13 protein-coding genes are annotated in these 17,290 nt (G+C 33.0%); 8 read left to right on the forward strand and 5 right to left on the reverse strand.

The annotated features are described in order from the left end of the window. The first annotated feature begins 83 nt into the window (after positions 1–83). The 4 genes from QO190_RS06385 (at position 84) to QO190_RS06400 (ending at position 5,269) form a co-directional block, all read left to right on the forward strand. Positions 84–2,516: a DNA translocase FtsK 4TM domain-containing protein gene (locus QO190_RS06385; RefSeq protein WP_371461581.1), complete on the forward strand. Its 2,433-nt coding sequence runs from the start codon at positions 84–86 to the stop codon at positions 2,514–2,516. Between the two features lie 83 nt (positions 2,517–2,599). Further along, positions 2,600–3,028, forward strand: a complete 429-nt coding sequence (locus tag QO190_RS06390; RefSeq protein WP_371461582.1) for a hypothetical protein — start codon at positions 2,600–2,602, stop codon at positions 3,026–3,028. An 86-nt stretch (positions 3,029–3,114) separates the two neighbouring features. Then, complete coding sequence (locus QO190_RS06395; RefSeq protein ID WP_213188973.1) at positions 3,115–3,744, forward strand: outer-membrane lipoprotein carrier protein LolA; 630 nt, start codon at positions 3,115–3,117, stop codon at positions 3,742–3,744. A gap of 70 nt (positions 3,745–3,814) precedes the next feature. After that, a complete protein-coding gene (locus tag QO190_RS06400; RefSeq protein ID WP_371461583.1) occupies positions 3,815–5,269 on the forward strand; it encodes an LptF/LptG family permease in 1,455 nt (484 codons plus the stop codon). A gap of 109 nt (positions 5,270–5,378) precedes the next feature. Here the strand turns inward: QO190_RS06400 and frr are convergent, their stop codons facing one another. After that, positions 5,379–5,933, reverse strand: a complete 555-nt coding sequence (gene frr, locus QO190_RS06405) for a ribosome recycling factor (protein ID WP_213196266.1) — start codon at positions 5,931–5,933, stop codon at positions 5,379–5,381. A 29-nt stretch (positions 5,934–5,962) separates the two neighbouring features. Beyond that, entirely contained in the window at positions 5,963–6,670 is a 708-nt protein-coding gene (gene pyrH / locus QO190_RS06410; RefSeq protein WP_069796895.1) for a UMP kinase, read from the reverse strand. 172 nt (positions 6,671–6,842) lie between these two features. Between pyrH and porQ the strand changes: the two genes are divergently transcribed. The 4 genes from porQ to QO190_RS06430 all read left to right on the forward strand — a co-directional run bounded on the left by porQ (position 6,843) and on the right by QO190_RS06430 (position 11,403). Further along, positions 6,843–7,841 carry a type IX secretion system protein PorQ gene (gene porQ / locus QO190_RS06415; protein WP_213188971.1) on the forward strand — a complete coding sequence of 333 codons (999 nt, stop codon included), beginning with the start codon at positions 6,843–6,845 and terminating at the stop codon, positions 7,839–7,841. An 86-nt stretch (positions 7,842–7,927) separates the two neighbouring features. After that, positions 7,928–8,518: a hypothetical protein gene (locus QO190_RS06420; RefSeq protein ID WP_213188970.1), complete on the forward strand. Its 591-nt coding sequence runs from the start codon at positions 7,928–7,930 to the stop codon at positions 8,516–8,518. 552 nt (positions 8,519–9,070) lie between these two features. Next, positions 9,071–9,607, forward strand: coding sequence for a tRNA methyl transferase PRC-barrel domain-containing protein (locus QO190_RS06425; RefSeq protein WP_371461585.1), 537 nt, complete (start codon positions 9,071–9,073; stop codon positions 9,605–9,607). Between the two features lie 5 nt (positions 9,608–9,612). Then, positions 9,613–11,403, forward strand: coding sequence for an endonuclease (locus tag QO190_RS06430; protein ID WP_371461587.1), 1,791 nt, complete (start codon positions 9,613–9,615; stop codon positions 11,401–11,403). A 101-nt stretch (positions 11,404–11,504) separates the two neighbouring features. On the opposite strand, the gene QO190_RS06435 is transcribed toward QO190_RS06430, so the two are convergent. The 3 genes from QO190_RS06435 to QO190_RS06445 all read right to left on the reverse strand — a co-directional run bounded on the left by QO190_RS06435 (position 11,505) and on the right by QO190_RS06445 (position 17,281). After that, entirely contained in the window at positions 11,505–13,340 is a 1,836-nt protein-coding gene (locus QO190_RS06435) for a DNA topoisomerase 3 (protein WP_371461589.1), read from the reverse strand. Positions 13,341–13,476: 136 nt separating this feature from the next. Continuing rightward, positions 13,477–14,769: a TolC family protein gene (locus tag QO190_RS06440; RefSeq protein WP_371461591.1), complete on the reverse strand. Its 1,293-nt coding sequence runs from the start codon at positions 14,767–14,769 to the stop codon at positions 13,477–13,479. A gap of 76 nt (positions 14,770–14,845) precedes the next feature. Further along, the gene (locus tag QO190_RS06445; protein WP_371461593.1) at positions 14,846–17,281 is read right to left on the reverse strand and encodes an FtsX-like permease family protein; all 2,436 of its coding nucleotides are present in this window, start codon (positions 17,279–17,281) and stop codon (positions 14,846–14,848) included. Between the last annotated feature and the right edge of the window lie 9 nt (positions 17,282–17,290).

Raw genomic sequence — 17,290 nt, forward strand, 5'->3', positions numbered from 1 at the left:
AAGTTACTATTTTTAAAATCAAAAAACGATTTCAAATGTTTTCATTTTTCATATAAAATATTACCTTTGCGTGTTATCACATTATGGCAAAATTAGCATCTAACAATAGACAAGAGGTAGAAGAAAGCAAGACGCTTTCTAAACCCAGAATTTTTTTCGGACTTTTATTTTTGTTTTTATCGGTAGTGTTTGCACTATCTTTCGCATCTTATTTACTAAACTGGAAGGCTAACCAAAGTCAGACCGGTGCCATGCTGGATAAAAGCATTAAATCTTCTAATATTTTTGGAAAAGTGGGAGATTGGCTCGGGAATATTTTTATTTTCGACAGTATCGGGATTGCTGCATTCATTGTGGCTTTTTTGATGATGGTTTTAGGTTTCCAAATTCTGAAGAAAAACTATTTTAAAATCTGGAAAACCCTTTCTCACTCTCTCTTTTTTCTTTGTTGGCTACCTATTCTTATGGGTGCCATCACCAAAGGAAACGGAACATTAAGTGGCGTTTTTGGGAATGAAATTCAAGAATATTTGGCCTCTATTATTGGTGATTTCGGATTGTGGATAACGCTTTTAGCGGCGATTATCTTGTATTTTGTTTTAGAATTTAATCTAAGACCGAGTTCTATCAAAAATCAAATCGATTCGATTAAAGATAAGTTTGCCCCAGATTATGATGCAGATGAAGATTTCGAAGCAGACAAAGAACTGAAAGAAGAACCCCATTTTGAAAATCTAAAAGTCACTTCAGAAGTAGAAGCTCCTAAAACAGAAACTTTTGAAACCATTAAAACACCTCATCAAACAGGTTTTGAAGTTCCTAAGACAGATGTTTCAACTCCGCTCAACATGACAAAGGAGAAAGATTTAGAACCTACGGGTTTTAGTTTTCAAAAAGAAGAAACGCCTGCAAAACCTGCAGACAATATTGCTTTCAGCATTGAAGAAGTGAAGGAAGATTTAGACGATTCTGAAAGAAAAGCTAAGGATTTGGTAGACAAACACGGTTTGTATGACCATAAATTGGATTTGGCGAATTTCCAAATGCCAAAAATTGAACTTTTAAGAGAATATGGCAACGAAGAAATCGCCATTAATAAAGACGAACTCGAAGATAATAAAAATAAAATCGTTGGCTTGCTGAAAAACTTCAACGTAGGCATTGCGGAAATTAAAGCAACGATTGGTCCTACTGTTACGCTTTACGAAATTGTTCCAGAAGCGGGAATCAGAGTAGCGGCCATTAAAAAATTACAGGATGACATCGCCTTGAATTTATCTGCTCTAGGAATCAGAATTATCGCACCAATGCCAGGAAAGGGAACGATAGGAATAGAAGTTCCACGCAAAAATCCTTCGATGGTTTCTATGCGAAGTGTTATTTCTTCTCCGAAATTCCAAAATGCAGATATGGATTTGCCAGTAGTTTTCGGGAAAACTATTTCTAATGAAGTTTTCGTGGCAGATTTAGCCAAAATGCCTCACTTATTGATGGCAGGAGCAACTGGACAAGGAAAATCTGTAGGGATTAACGCCATTCTTACTTCACTGCTTTACAAAAAACATCCTAGTGAATTAAAATTTGTGATGGTAGACCCTAAAAAAGTAGAACTTTCGCTCTATTCAAAAATAGAAAGACATTACTTGGCAAAACTTCCAGATGGTGAAGACGCTATTATTACGGATACGCATAAAGTAATTAACACTCTGAACTCTCTTTGTATAGAGATGGATACGCGTTATGATTTGCTGAAAAATGCTTTTTGTAAAAATATTAAGGAATACAATAAGAAATTCACGGAGCGCAAATTGAATCCTGAAAACGGTCACCGTTACATGCCTTACATCGTACTTGTAGTAGACGAATTTGCAGACCTTATCATGACGGCAGGAAAAGAAGTAGAACTCCCAATTGCCAGATTAGCTCAATTGGCAAGAGCAGTAGGAATTCACTTGATTGTAGCGACACAAAGACCATCTGTAAACGTCATTACAGGGATGATTAAAGCCAATTTCCCAGCGAGAGCAGCGTTTAGAGTGATTTCTTCTGTAGATTCCAGAACGATTTTAGATTCTACAGGTGCAGAACAATTGATAGGAAAAGGTGACATGTTGTATTTTAACGGAAATGACTTATTGAGATTGCAATGTGCATTTGTAGATACTCCAGAAGTGGAGAAAATTGCAGAATACATTGGCGAACAAAAAGGTTACGCTTCTGCATTTATGTTGCCAGAATATTCAGGGGAAGAAACCACTTCTACAGTGGGAAGTTTTGACCCGAATGAAAAAGACCAACTCTTCGAAGAAGCGGCGAGAATTATTGTTTCTACACAACAAGGTTCTACTTCTATGCTTCAGAGACAATTAAAATTGGGCTATAACAGAGCTGGTAGAATTATGGACCAATTAGAAGCTGCAGGAATTGTAGGCGGGTTCAACGGTGCAAAAGCAAGAGAAGTCATGATTTCTGATTTAAATTCTTTGGAAAGTTTCTTGGAAGAATTGAGAAAGTAATTTTGTTGGAAGTGGGATGATGGATGCAAGATGTTAGATGCTAGATGTTAGATTTTAGATGTTAGAAGTTTAAAAAATGAAAAATGAGTTCTATTGATAGATATGATTGGCATTTGAATGAAAATTTTCCTTCGAATTTACCAAAAGAAAATTCGGCAACTCATATAGGTTTTTTTGTTCATTGGATTATAGAAAACAATCTTATAAATGATGAACATAAGAATGATTTAACGGATGGTCTTCAAAATGTTTTAAACAGAAAAATAACAGGTAGAGATTTTCTTTTTAATTTTTTAGATGGTAAATTATGGTTTTCTGATTTAAACAATGAAGGAAAATTTTTTGCAGAATATTATTACCTTTCAAATCAATATTTTGATGATTATGTTAAAACTTTAGACAATAATCAAAACTCTATTTTCGAATATGAAAATTCATTTTCAAATTATGAAAAAGTCAAAAAAGCAATAGATAAAAATTATTTCCATTGGAAAAAACTGAAAAATTTTTAAGTTTTTCTTTCAAAACATTTAACACTCTTTAAAACTTCTTGGCTCGCTTTTTGAAATAATGACCAAGAATCATTAAAAATAAAAACATGAAATATTTTAACAAGATTATATTAGCAAGTGCTTTGGTTGGAAGTTTTACCTTTTCATTCGCACAAAAAGTAGATGCTAAAGCCAAAACCATTTTAGAAACCGTTTCTAAAAATTACAAAGCCAAAAAAAATACGTACTTCAAGTTTTCTTACGGAACGGGAACTGGAAAAGTGAGCAAAACCGAAACGGGAATCTTCTACTCTACTCCTACTCAGTATAAACTGAATATCATGGGAAATGAGCAGATTTTTGACGGAAAAAAAGTGTACAACATTTCTAAAGAAGACCAAGAAGTGACGATTGCTCAGCCGAATGGTTCAGAAAAAGCGCTTTCACCTATCAACTACCTTGATGAATACAAAACAGGATATACCGTAACTTATGCAGGAAAAAGTGGCGGTCTAGACCTCATCAAAATGGTTCCTGTAAAAGATAATGGAGTAAAAAGTGTTGTTTTGTACATCAATACTCCTAAAAAGCAGATTGCTAAAATTGTACAGACTTCATCAGGCAATGATTTAGCCGTGATTACCGTAAATCAATACAAAGAAAACCAAAGTTTAAGTGCTTCTACGTTCAGCTTTGATAAAAACAAGTACAAGAATTACCTCATTACAGAATTATAATTTTCAAAAAATAAGTTAAATTAAAGTCACAAAAGCCATTCCTTTTGTGACTTTTTCATAATTTTGGCAAATGTTAAAGAAACTCGATCAATATATTATAAAAACCTTTTTCGGGCCGTTTCTATTTATTTTCAGCGTGCTGTTTTTCATCTTTATGGTGAATATTGTATGGATTCAGCTTTCGCAGTTTACAGGAAAAGGCTTGAGCAATTGGGAAATTGTAAAATTCTTGTTTTATCTGAGTGTAAACGTTGTCAAAATGGTATTACCACTCACGATTCTTTTGGCTTCCATTATGACTTTTGGAGATTTCGGGGAACGCTATGAACTCGCCGCCATGAAATCTGCGGGAATTTCCCTCACGAGAATTATGATGCCTTTGTTTGTAGTAGTTTCTTTACTCTCTATCATGCTTTTTGTGTTTTCAAATAATGTGATTCCAGATTTTCAGAGGAAGGCCAAAAACATGATGTACAATATTGCCGCTACCAAACCCGCCATCAACTTTACCGCAGGACAATTCATCAATTCATTGCCTGGAGCAACGGTAAAATTTGACAAAATTTATGGGGAAAACGGGGAACATTTAGAAGGCGTTTTTGTGCACAAAGTGGCCAATGCTTATGAAGACCAAAGAACTATTATTGCTAAAAAAGGTGAATTTACACCTGCTGCGAATAGAAATTTTTTGAAGTTGGTTTTATATGATGGTTATATTTTCGAGGATAATATTCAAGACAAAAATTATTTAGAACGACTGAAACAGCCTGGTCAATCGGTAAAATTTGATTCTCTGGTTCAGCATTTTGACGTGAGTGATGTCATCAACAAAGCCATAGAAGACGAAAAAATTACAGACGATTACCGTTTTCAAAACTATAAAGAGATTAATAAAACAATTGTAAAGGTTAAGAAAGAAAACGATTTTAGTTTTAATTCCATTAACTCTGAAATGGTAGGACAAACCAATAATTATGTGACTTACATCGACAAAATTAAAAATCCTGCCAAACCTACAGAACCTTTTGCAATAGAAAAATTAAAAGAAGATAAAAGGTTAGAAGTCCTCTATCAAGCGTATACTAAAATTTCTTTTTTACAAAACGAAAAAAAGAACAAGGATACCCAAATTTTAGATATTGTAAAGTATTACAATAAGATTATCATGTATCAGCAAGGGATTATTGCTTACTCCGTTACTTGTCTTATTTTCTTTATGATTGGTGCGAGTTTAGGTTCTATCATCAGAAAAGGAGGTGTAGGTTTACCTGTGGTGATTGCAATTATCATTTTTATTGTCTTCTACGTGATGAACTTGACCGTAGAAAATATTACTTGGAAAGGGAAACTCAATCCTTATTTCGGAGCTTGGCTTTCTAATTTGGTTTTATTTCCTTTTGGTGTTTGGCTCACGTATAAAGCACTTACCGATTCTCAAGTTTTCGATGTAGAAAAATACAAAGCACTGACCAAGCCTCTTTGGAGCAAATTTGTGAAAGAAAGAGAACACGAACGTTATCAATAATTCTAGATTCTAGATGCTAGATATGAGATTTTAGATATGAGATTCTAGATTTTATAATAAAAAAACTCCAGAAATTCTGGAGTTTTTTGTTTTGCTTATGTTTATAGCATTAGATTTTGAAAATATCTGTTTCTTTTGCTTTAAGATGTTCGTCTGCTAATTTCACATACTTGTCTGTCAATTCTTGAATTTTAGCTTCTGTATCTTTGATGATGTCTTCAGAAACGCCATCTAATTTTTTAAGTTCTTTCATACCATCATGTCTAGCATTTCTGATGGTTACTTTGGTTTGTTCGGTTTCCGCTTTAGCTTGTTTTGCTAAATCTCTACGTCTTTCTTCAGTTAATGGCGGAACGTTTAGAATAATTGTATCTCCATTATTAGAAGGAGCAAAACCAAGGTTAGAATTGATAATCGCTTTTTCAATGGCGTTAATCGCTGATCTATCCCATGGTTGAATAGAAATCGTCATCGCATCTGGAACAGATACGTTCGCCACTTGATTGATTGGCGACATTGCTCCGTAATATTCTACCACAACATCTTGAACCATAGACGTAGAAGCTCTACCTGCTCTAATTTTTTGGAAAGCGTGATCAAGGTGCTTAATTGCAGCATCCATTTCTTGCTTTACCATATCCATAATCATGTTTAATTCTTCCATTGTATATTGAAAATTTGATAAGTTACACATTATATATTCACAAGAGTTCCTACTTCTTCGCCTAAGACTACTTTTAATAAATTCCCGTCTTTATTCATGTCAAAAACAATGATGGGTAAATTATTTTCTTTACTTAGGGTAAATGCAGTCATGTCCATTACTTTTAAATCTTTCTCAAACACTTCGTCATAAGAAAGCGAATTGAATTTTACTGCATCAGCATTTTTTTCTGGGTCAGAATCGTAGATTCCATCTACTCTCGTTCCTTTCAGAATTACATCAGCACCAATTTCTATTGCTCTCAATGTAGCAGCAGTATCTGTCGTGAAATACGGGTTACCTGTTCCTGCTCCGAAAATTACCACTCTTCCTTTTTCCAAGTGTCTTACTGCTCTTCTTTTGATGAAAGGTTCAGCTACTTTGTCCATTTCGATGGCAGATTGCAATCTGGTCTTAATGCCTTGGTCTTCTAATGCGCCTTGTAACGCCATTCCATTAATTACGGTAGCCAACATTCCCATATAATCACCTTGCACTCTATCCATACCTTTGGCTGCTCCTGCTACTCCACGGAAAATATTTCCTCCTCCTATTACAATTGCTAATTCTACGCCTGCATCTACTACTTTTTTAATTTCTTTAGCATATTCTACCAATCGATCATTATCAATTCCGTATTGTCTGCTACCCATTAAAGCTTCTCCGCTTAATTTTAAAAGAACTCTTTTGTATTTCATTGTTATATTTTTATCAAAATTGGTGTCTCAAAAAGTATAGATTTGAGGCAAAAAATAAATTTACTGCAAATATAATGAATCGTAAAGAATTTCGTTAATAGAATTATGTTTTCACATTTAATTTTTGTTAAAGTGTAAAATAAATTATTTTTGCAAAGTTATAATTGAAATTTTGAAGAAACTATTTACCACATCCTTCTGTTTATTCGCATTATGGGCTTCTGCACAAACTGGAACCAAGGTCTATCCTTTTCTCAATGTTCCCGTTTCTGCCAGACAAGCTGTATTAGGTGGTGATGCCGTTTCTGTAAGAGATTATGACGTGAATTTTGCAGCCATCAATCCTGCTTTGATGAATCTAGACATGGACAATAGAATCGGGATTAATTACGGTTCTTACATTGCGGGTTCTAATTTAGGAAGCATTAATTACGTGAAAGATTTAACGGCAGGACATTTCATTTCCGTCAATGCTAGAGTTTTAGACTTCGGAAAGACACCTAGAACAGATGAATTCGGGAATGTAAATGGCGAATTTTCTGCAATGGATGCTTCATTTGGTGTAGGTTATGCTTATCAGTTTGATGATGATTTCACGGTTGGCGCCAATGTGAATTACCTGACTTCTAAAATCGACAATTATACTTCTTCGGCCATTTCTGCGAATGCTGGAGTGACTTATCACAATGAACAATCCAAAGAAACTTTAGCTCTAGTTTTCAGAAATTTTGGCTATCAAATCAAATCTTACAACGGAACCAAAGAACAATTGCCTTTCCGAGCAGATATCGGTTACACCAAAATTTTGCCAGATTTTCCTTTAGCTTACACCATTACTTATCATGATTTGCAGCAATTCAATATTTCTCAATCGTATGATATTAATGGCAAAGAAGTTGGTTTTGGTAGAAAATTGATGGATCATCTTTCTGGCGGAATCGAATTGTTTCCTGAACAAGCCTTCAACATTAGAATGGGTTATAATGTAAAACGCGGAAACGAACTCGCTGTTTTGGACCAAAGAAATTTCTCTGGATTGAGTTTTGGCTTTGGAATCAAAATCTCTTCTTTTAGGTTTGATTATTCCCATGTTCGTTATCACAACGCCGACAATGTGAATCAAATTGGCTTAATGCTGGATTTGGTAGAACTTTCTGGAAATAGACGTTGATTATTTTAAATTTTAGATTCTAGATTTTAGATTTTAGTAAACTAATCGAAAGAAATCTTTTGTATATTTGGATTAAAAGTTAAAGTATGAAAAAAATTGGGACTTTAATTCTCTTATTTTCTGTTTTTGGGATTTTTTCGGCACAAAAAAATGATGGCTTGAAAATCTCACAAAGTAAGAGTCAATATTCTATTAATGACACTATTCCGAAAATCATTTATCCACAAAGATGGGAAAATAATAAAACTTTGGTTTTACTTAATGAACAACCTACTTCCCTTGCAAGTTTAACTACTATAAATCCCGAACATATTGAAAATATTAAAATTGAAAAAGAAAAATTTAATTTTAAAAACAAAGAATATGACTCGAAAATCATTGTAAGAACGAAAACAAAATTTACTCCTCCTTTTATTAATATCAGTGAATTAATTTCGAAATATACCCATCTAAAAAAGGAAGATAAATTTATTTATAGTATAGACGGAGAAGTTGTAAATTCAAACGAAAAATATATACTTGTTGACGAAAAATATATAATGCAGATTAAGGTTGTAAAACTTGACAATGTAGAAGAAAATCTTTACTTAATTAAAATCTTAACAAGACGGAAAGAGAATCTGAATAAAGCAAATGAGATTATGATTAGAGGTAATGAATTATCAATGATTAAATAAACACAGCGGAAAACCAGTTACCTTTTGACAATTATTTTTTTAGAAAAATAACCTTCAAAAAATATAAATTTAAACCTCGTTTAAGCAGTTTTAAACGAGGTTTATTATTTTAACCCAAACATTTATTTGACTTACAAATAAAATTTTCTCAGTTAAATTTGTAAATAAGGCTCATGGAAGATATAAAATGCAAGCCAAGTCATTCTTGCAAGTAAAAGATTGCTAGAAAAAAAGCATAAAGTTCACAAATACTTATCATGAAATCATTCATTATTGTGAGACTATTTCTGAAAAAAATAATGTTAGAAAGAAATTTTTTATTTTTCATTATTACTATTTTTTCTTAAAAGACTACACCAATTAATAAACTTTTCTATAATACTGCTTTTTAGTTATATTATTTAATTATCATTTGAACGAATCTGCCGTAGAATGATTTTTATTATGAAATCAAAAAAAAAAAATAAATTCATGACTTATTATTAAAATAAAATACCTAGCTTAGCCGCCCTCTTTTAGTCAAAGACCTTTCTATAAGGGAATTAACAGAAAATGAAGCAAAAAGGACAAATTGTAGAGATTTTACCAACCTCACCTATTTACAGTAGTGATTTATCATCGAGTTTATCTACTGAGACAGATTTTTTATCTGCTTCTCAAAAAAGACAATATTCTCTTTTTGATGGAATTTTGGTAGGCGAACATGATGGTTGGTCTAATTTTAGGTTAGGTCAAAGAAAAGGAATTAATGTAGGTGGTAAAAAAAAACCACTATATGTAATAGGAATAAATAAAAAAGAGAATAGAGTTTTTGTAGGAGAAGGAATAGACCATCCTGGACTTTTAACAAAAGTAATAGCCATTGAAAAAAATGAAAATATCGATTACAAAAAGATCTTAACATTAGAAAATAACACCCCAGTAGAATTAAAAATTGAGCTAGAAAACCATTCAGTACCTGCATTTTTTTATGAATTTGAACATTACATCTTCATAAGACTTAACAAATTGTTTAGAATTGATCTCTTCAACCATAAAATATCTATACTTTATAAAAACACAATGTTATTAAACATTTTTATACCCTAAACATTATGAAATTAAAAATTTCTTTCTTGGCATGCATTCTTACAGTGTTTGCTTTTGCGCAATCAGCGCCATCTTACTATTCTGGTATTAATTTCAGCAAAACAAAAAATGATCTTAAATCAGATCTTGCTACACTTATTACCAATACCCACACCCAGAATATTTCTTATTCTGCAGGACTAGCAGATCTTTTTAAAACCAGTGACGCAGATCCACAAAATCCGTCTAATTTATTATTGATTTATGGATCTCAGGCATCTGGAACTCATCAAAGAAGCCGTCCTTATTCTGGAACATGGAATAGAGAGCACGTTTATGCAAAATCAAAAGGAACGCCAAATTTAGGAACATCTGGCCCTGGAGCAGATGGCCACCATCTTCGTCCTGCAGACAATACATTAAATAGTACGAGAGGAAGTTTATTATTTGACGATGGCTCAGGTGCTACGGCTTATTCTACTAATAGAGGTGGATGGTATCCAGGAGATGAATGGAAAGGTGACGTAGCAAGAATATTAATGTACATGTACGTGAGATATAAGAGTCAATGTTTACCTCTAAATATCACAATGAATCCAGCTACTTATTCTTCTGATTTCCCAGATATACTTCTTAAATGGAATGTAGAAGACCCTGTTTCTGACTTTGAAAGAAACAGAAATAATGTAGTGTATAATATTCAACATAATAGAAACCCATTCATAGACAATCCATATTTAGCAACCGTAATTTGGGGTGGCCCATCTGCACAGAACACTTGGCCAGACAGCATTTCTGGAGGCGGAAGTGGCTCAACAACAGATACCGAAGCGCCTACAGCTCCCACAAATTTAAATGTGACAGGAAAAACTTCTACAAGTATTGTTTTAGCATGGACAGCATCTACGGACAATGTAGGAATTGCTAGCTATGATGTCTACATAGACAATGTATTTAAAACAACTGTTTACACTCCTGGAACTACTATTTCTGGTTTATCCCCATCTACAACATATAGTTTTTACATTGTAGCCAAAGATTACGCGGGAAATAAATCTACAAACAGCACTACAGTAAATGGAACAACAGAAGCAACAGGAGGAACAGGAGATACTGGAGGAACAGGCTCTGGAACATCTTGCGGTACGGAAGATTTTGAAAGCATTCCTACAGGTGGCTCTACATCAGACTCTTCTTATGCAGGAAGAACTTGGACTAATAAAAACATTGTATGGACTGCAACTAGCGCAAGAACAGATTCACAGATTTACATAGATGGAAATAACAATAAAGCGATTTGCATTAAAAACGGAACATTAAAATCTTCTACTATTTCTGGAGGAATAGGTTCTTTAACGGTTAAAACCTATTTGCCTTTTTCTGATTCTGCGGGAAGCTATACTCTTAAAATAAATGGTGTAGTAAAAGCTCAAATCCCTTATTCTAAAACAGCAACAACACAAGTGATTAATGACATTAATGTTGAAGGAAATGTAATTATAGAATTAGTAGATACTAGTAACAATAGAGTCTCTTTTGATAATTTAACATGGACTTGTTATTCTGCAATGGCTACCGAGGACGTAAATTTAAAAAATTCAAAATTATCCATATATCCAAATCCAGTAACCAACAACGAGTTTTACATTAGCGGTATTACGAAAAAAGAGACTATTCAAATCTATGATATAAATGGCAAATTGATTCAAGTTGTAAAAAATGTAGGAAATAAAGAAAAAGTTAATCTTACTAAATTGCCAAAAGGAGTTTACATTATAAAAACTCAAGGTAAATCAACAAAAATAATTGTAAACTAATTATAAATTGTAATGAGAAAAAGCCAGAAGAAAATTTTCTTCTGGCTTTTTTATTATGATCTTTTTCTTTCACTTGATAACTAAAATCCAATAATTTTAAATTATTTTTTCTTTTTGGGTTTGGTTTTGGTGGGTTTTTCTTCTTGAAAAGAGATGACTTTTCCTTTGCTGTCGATGACTTTTTTGGTGAGTTGGTTTACCATTTCGATGAGCTCTTCTTTGAATTTTTGTGCCTCGTATTCGCCTTTTTCAATTTTTCTGAGTTTTTGCTCCCACTCTCCTGTTAGTTCGGCACTTTTTAACAATTCATCTTCTATGGTATCAATTAAATCAATACCCGTTTGCGTAGCAATTAAATTTTTACGTTTTTTCTCGATGTATTTTCTTTTAAAAAGTGTTTCAATAATATTAGCTCTTGTAGAAGGTCTACCGATGCCGTTGTTTTTCAAAAGTTCACGCAGTTCTTCATCTTCCACTTGTCTTCCTGCGGTTTCCATGGCTCTTAGCAATGTAGCTTCTGTATATGGTTTTGGAGGAGATGTTCTTCCCTGATGCACGAAAGGTTCGTGTTCGCCTTTTTCGCCTACTGTAAATTCAGGAATGAGTTGTTCTTCGCTTTTTTCTTCTTTTTCTGCCGTTTCTTTTTGGTCTTTGGCATAGACTAAACGCCAACCTGGCTCGAGAATTTGTTTTCCCGATGCTTTGAAATTGATGGTTCCTACCTGACCTTCTACCAAAGTATTGGAAATTTTACATTCTGGATAAAAGACTGCAATGAAACGCTTTGCCACCAAATCATAGACTAATTTTTCTTCTCTGGTTAAATTGGAAGTTGGCGGAATTTCCGTAGGAATAATTGCATGGTGGTCTGTGACTTTGGCATCATCAAAAACGGCTTTTGACATTGGAATTGGCGCTTCTAAAAGAGGAGCCGTTAAGTCTGAATAAAAATTCATGCTTCTGAGAATTCCAGAAATTTTTGGATATAAGTTCTCCGAAAGGTAGGTGGTATCTACTCTAGGATAAGTGGTGTGTTTTTTTTCGTAGAGGCTTTGGATATAATTCAACGTGCTTTCTGCTGAAAATCCATATTTTTTATTGGCTTCTACCTGAAGTCCAGTTAAGTCGAACAATCGAGGATTTTTTTCTTTTCCTTCTTTGATTTCAAAGGCTATGATTTCAAAAAGGTTTTGCTTCAGGTATTCTAAACCTTTTTCTGCTCTTTCTGCCGATTGTAAACGGTCAATTGTCGCTGTGAAAACCACTTCTCTGTATTTTGTTTTGAGTTCCCAATAGTCTTTTTGAACGAAAGCGTCTATTTCTTTTTGGCGTTTCACGAGCATTGCCAAAGTAGGTGTTTGCACTCTCCCAATGGATAAAACGGCTTTGTTTCCGCCAAATTTTTTGGTGAATAAACGGGTAGCATTAATTCCGAGAAGCCAATCTCCTATTGCTCTGGCGTTACCTGCTAAGTAGAGATTTTTGTAATCTTCGGCAGATTTTAATTTTTCAAAACCTTCTTTTATGGCATCTTCCGTCAAAGAAGAAATCCAGAGTCTTTTTACGGGTTTATCACATTTGGCTTTTTGTAAAACCCATCGCTGAATGAGTTCTCCTTCTTGACCAGCATCCCCACAATTGATGACCTCCTCACATTCTTTAACCAAAGATTCTATAACTTTGAACTGTCTTTCTACTCCGGTATTGTTGATTAATTTAATTCCGAAATTTTTAGGAATTATGGGCAGTAAGAAGAGATTCCATGCTTTGTATTCGGGTGCGTAATCGTGAGGTTCTTTCAAGGTGCACAGATGTCCGAAAGTCCACGTTACGCAGTAATCATTGCCTTCCATATAGCCGCTTTTAGGAGTTGTAGCTCCTAAAACTTTGGCAATATCTCTTGCTACACTTGGTTTTTCTGCAATACAAAGTTTCATTTTCAAAATCTAAATGGGGTGCAAATTTGCAATTTTTTATAAACTTTTGAAACATAAATGTACAAAATAAAAAACTGCTCTAAAAATTAGAGCAGTAAAATTAAATTTAGTTATTGTGAAAAAAAATAGTATTCTTTTAATTATTATTTTCGAAAACGTTAATCAACGCTTGTTGTTGCATCACATCGAACTTGCTGGCATTGAGGTTAAAATTTGCCTGAAGCCAACTGTTTCTTACCACAAAAAATGTATAAGCATCCATCAATCCTTCTTTATATTTTTCTTCAGAACGCTCGAAAGATAATTTTTGATTTTCGAAATTTTGTTGTAAAATTTTATTTTTTTCAATGGCATTGTCATATTGTTCTGCAATTATATTGAGTGTTTTGTACAATTCATTCAGTTTTCTTTGATTTTCAAAAACAGTGTATTGTTGGTCTAATTTTGCAGTTTCTACAGTATTTTTCACCTGAAATTTTTGAAATAGAGGAACATTCAGCCCTAAAGAAACCTGAGAATTTTTGTTTTGATTAAATTGTGTTGAAAAATTGGTGGTTAAATCTTCTTTCAGATTTTTGTTAAAAAAAGAAGACCATTGATATTGTGCCGAAATGGTAGGCAAATAATCTGATTTTGCAGCTTTAATCTTCATTTTTGCAGCTTCCAATTCTTTTTGATTTTCAATAAAAATTGGATTTTTTTGCACCAAATTATCAATCATTTCTTTTGAATTGATAAAATTTGGCGTTATTTCTGAATTTCCATCCGAAACAAAATCGATGCTGTCTTTATTAATATTGAGTGCTGCCAAAAGATTAATTTTAGAAATATTCATTTGGTTTTGCGCCGAAATCCATTGTTCTTGTATGGTTCCAAAGTTGGCTTTTATGTCGTAAACATCACTTTTTGCACGATTCCCAATTTCTACTTCTTTTTCGGTTCTGGCAATTTGTTCTTTCATGCCGGAAATTTGTGGTTCTAGCACTTCAAACCAAGATTTATCTTTCATATATTGAAAAAACAAACCAATAATGCTGAGTTTAACATCGTTTTGAACGGTTCTCAATCGGTATTCTGAACTTTCTTTATTGATTTTTGAAAGAGAAATATTGAGATAATTTTTCCAATTAAATACATCTGCACTTGCCAACGCATAGAAATTATCCGTTTGCGTATTAATAGCTTCTCTTTGATTGTTCTGCGTATTAATTCCGTTTCCAAAACTGTAATTATGATTGATGCCGATACTAGCCGAAGGAAGCAAATTTCCTTTTGCTGCGTTGATTTGTCTTTGGTTTTTGCTTACATTAATAATGCTTTGTTGCACTTCCGGACTGTTTTTCATGGCAAAATCCAGACATTGTTGCAAGTTCCATTTTTGCTGAGCCGGCAAAAAATTAATCAGCAATATGAAGAAGAGTTTTTTCATAATTAGTTGTTGGTTGATAGTTGTTGGTTGTCAGTAAAAATTCTATCAACTTTCAACAGACAACCATCAACTAAGTTTATTCGTATTTTAAATAATTTACAAGGTTTATTTTTGTAGCTCTGTATGCTTTGATACTTACCACAGCAAATGTTAACAGCAACAGCATTGCAAAACTCAAAATGTATGGCCAAATTGGCATTTCGATTCTGTAAGCGAAATCTTTCAACCACTCGTTCATGGCATAGTAACCAAATGGAATACTGATAATTACAGCAATTGAAGCGATAATTAAAAATCTTTTAGTTAAATCCCAAACAATTGTTCTTTCGTCTGCTCCCAACGTTTTTTTGATGGCGACATCTTTCAGTTTTTGTTCAATTAAAAGAGAAGACAAGGCGAATAAACCCAGTAATGCAACCAACAAAACCACGATATTTAAAATGGTAAAAAGTGTTTGTTGCTTTTGGAATTTCTCAAAAGTTTTGGCAAATTGTTTATCCACAAATTCATATTCAAAAGGATAACCAGGTTCTGCTTTGGTGAGCCAAAATTGTTTAATTCTTTCTAAAGTTCCATCAATATCGTCGCCAGAAAGTTTTATTTGCAGATTTGCCATATTATCTTTAGACCAATTTCTATCATAATTGAAATACAACATTGGTTCTACAGGTTTATCAACACCACTAATATAAAAATCTTTGAGAACGCCAATAATTTTGTATTTTTTCTTGTCTTCCCAACCCGGAAGAACTTCTTTTCCAAGAGCATTGCTTTTATTCCAACCCATTTTCCTGATAAACGCTTCGTTAGCAATAGCTCCAGAAATGGTATCAGAAGCCAAACGCAAATCAATATCTCTACCCGAAACGAATTTCATTTTGTAGAATTTAAAATAGTTGTATTCTATACCTCCAACGCCAACATTATTTAGAATTTTGGTAGTATCCTCAGCTTTTCTTACCGAAGAAGTATTGAACATACCCACGCCAATTTGAAAAACTGAACCTGTAATGTCTTTTACGCCAGCAATTTTTGAAACTTCATTTTTAAGTCTTAAATATTTTTTTGAATTATAATGATCTCTCCAATCTGTTTTTTTGAAATGAACATGAACAACTTGGTCTCCTTTGAAACCCAAATCTTTATTCATCATATATTTTACCTGAGTATGAATAATTAAAGAACAAATAATAAAAAACGAAGAAATAATCAATTGTAAACTCAAAATGGAATTCCTCAACCAAACACCACTTTTACTTCTTGTAAAATTCCCTTTCAAAGTATTAATTGGTTTAAAATTAGACAAATACATCGCTGGAATTAACCCCGAAATGAGTGCAAAAACCAACAATAAAACTCCGGAATAGATTAAAACTCGATAATCATTCAGTTGAATTTGTTTTCCTAAAAATTTGTTGTAAGAAGGCAACAACAATTCTATGGAAGCAAATGCAATAATATAAGCTGCAACACAAATGATTAAATTTTCTAATAAAAACTGAGCGATAATTTTAGATTTAGAACTTCCAATCGCTTTTCTTATGCCCACTTCTTTGGCACGTTGAGATGCTTGTGCTGTTTTCAAATTAATTAAATTAATTCCTGATAAAAGCAAAATTAAAGCAGAAAGACCTAGCAAAATCATAATAGATTTTTTGTCTCCTTTGTCTATGCCTTCACTTTTGGCTTCTAATTTCATTTTTGTGATAGGTGTAAGATAAACTTTGGATTTATCTTTCTCGTCATACTTTTCTCCCCAAGCAAGGGTTTCTATTTTCTCGTGCTTGTTATATAAATCTGTAATTTTTTTCTCTAAATTCTGAATATCAGTTCCTTTTTTTACTTTAAAATAACCCACAAAACTAGAATTGAGCCATTGTTTTAAGCCATCTTTATTTTCTATAAAACTTGGACTTACCATCACAAATCCTGGACGAAAAATTGTATTTTCTTTGGGCAACTGATAAACCATTGTTACAACATAATTCTTTTCAGAGCCATCAATACCAAAGGTTTTTCCAATGCAGTTATTATATTCTTTACCAAATAATAATTTTGCTGTTTCTTCAGAAATTGCTATTTTTTCTACTCCGTTTAAAACATTTTTATAACTTCCTAAAATAATTTTGAAAGGAAAAAACTCAAAAAAATTACTTGTAGCTCTACACGGATTTACGTAAGCCGTTTTACCGTCTGCCAATAACATTACTTGTTCATCTTTCCAACTGTTTGCAATAACAAAATCTTCAATCTCTGGAAACTCTTCTTTTGAAACCGAAAGTTCGGGATAACTAGAAACTACCATATTTCCGAAAACAGAATTGGAATTTTCTACCAAATAAATATTTTCTTTATTCGGAATCCATTGTTCATAAGATTTTTCGTCTTGCCAATGGATAAAAACCATTAGAAAAATACACAAACCTAAACTCAATCCCAATAAATTAATAATTGTAGAAAGCCAGCTTTTTTTATAATTGATGAATGCTATTTTGAGCCAATTTTTTATCATAGTTGTTTA

It is taken from the genome of Cloacibacterium sp. Arc13 (genome assembly GCF_041431305.1).
Lineage (GTDB): Bacteria > Bacteroidota > Bacteroidia > Flavobacteriales > Weeksellaceae > Cloacibacterium > Cloacibacterium caeni_B.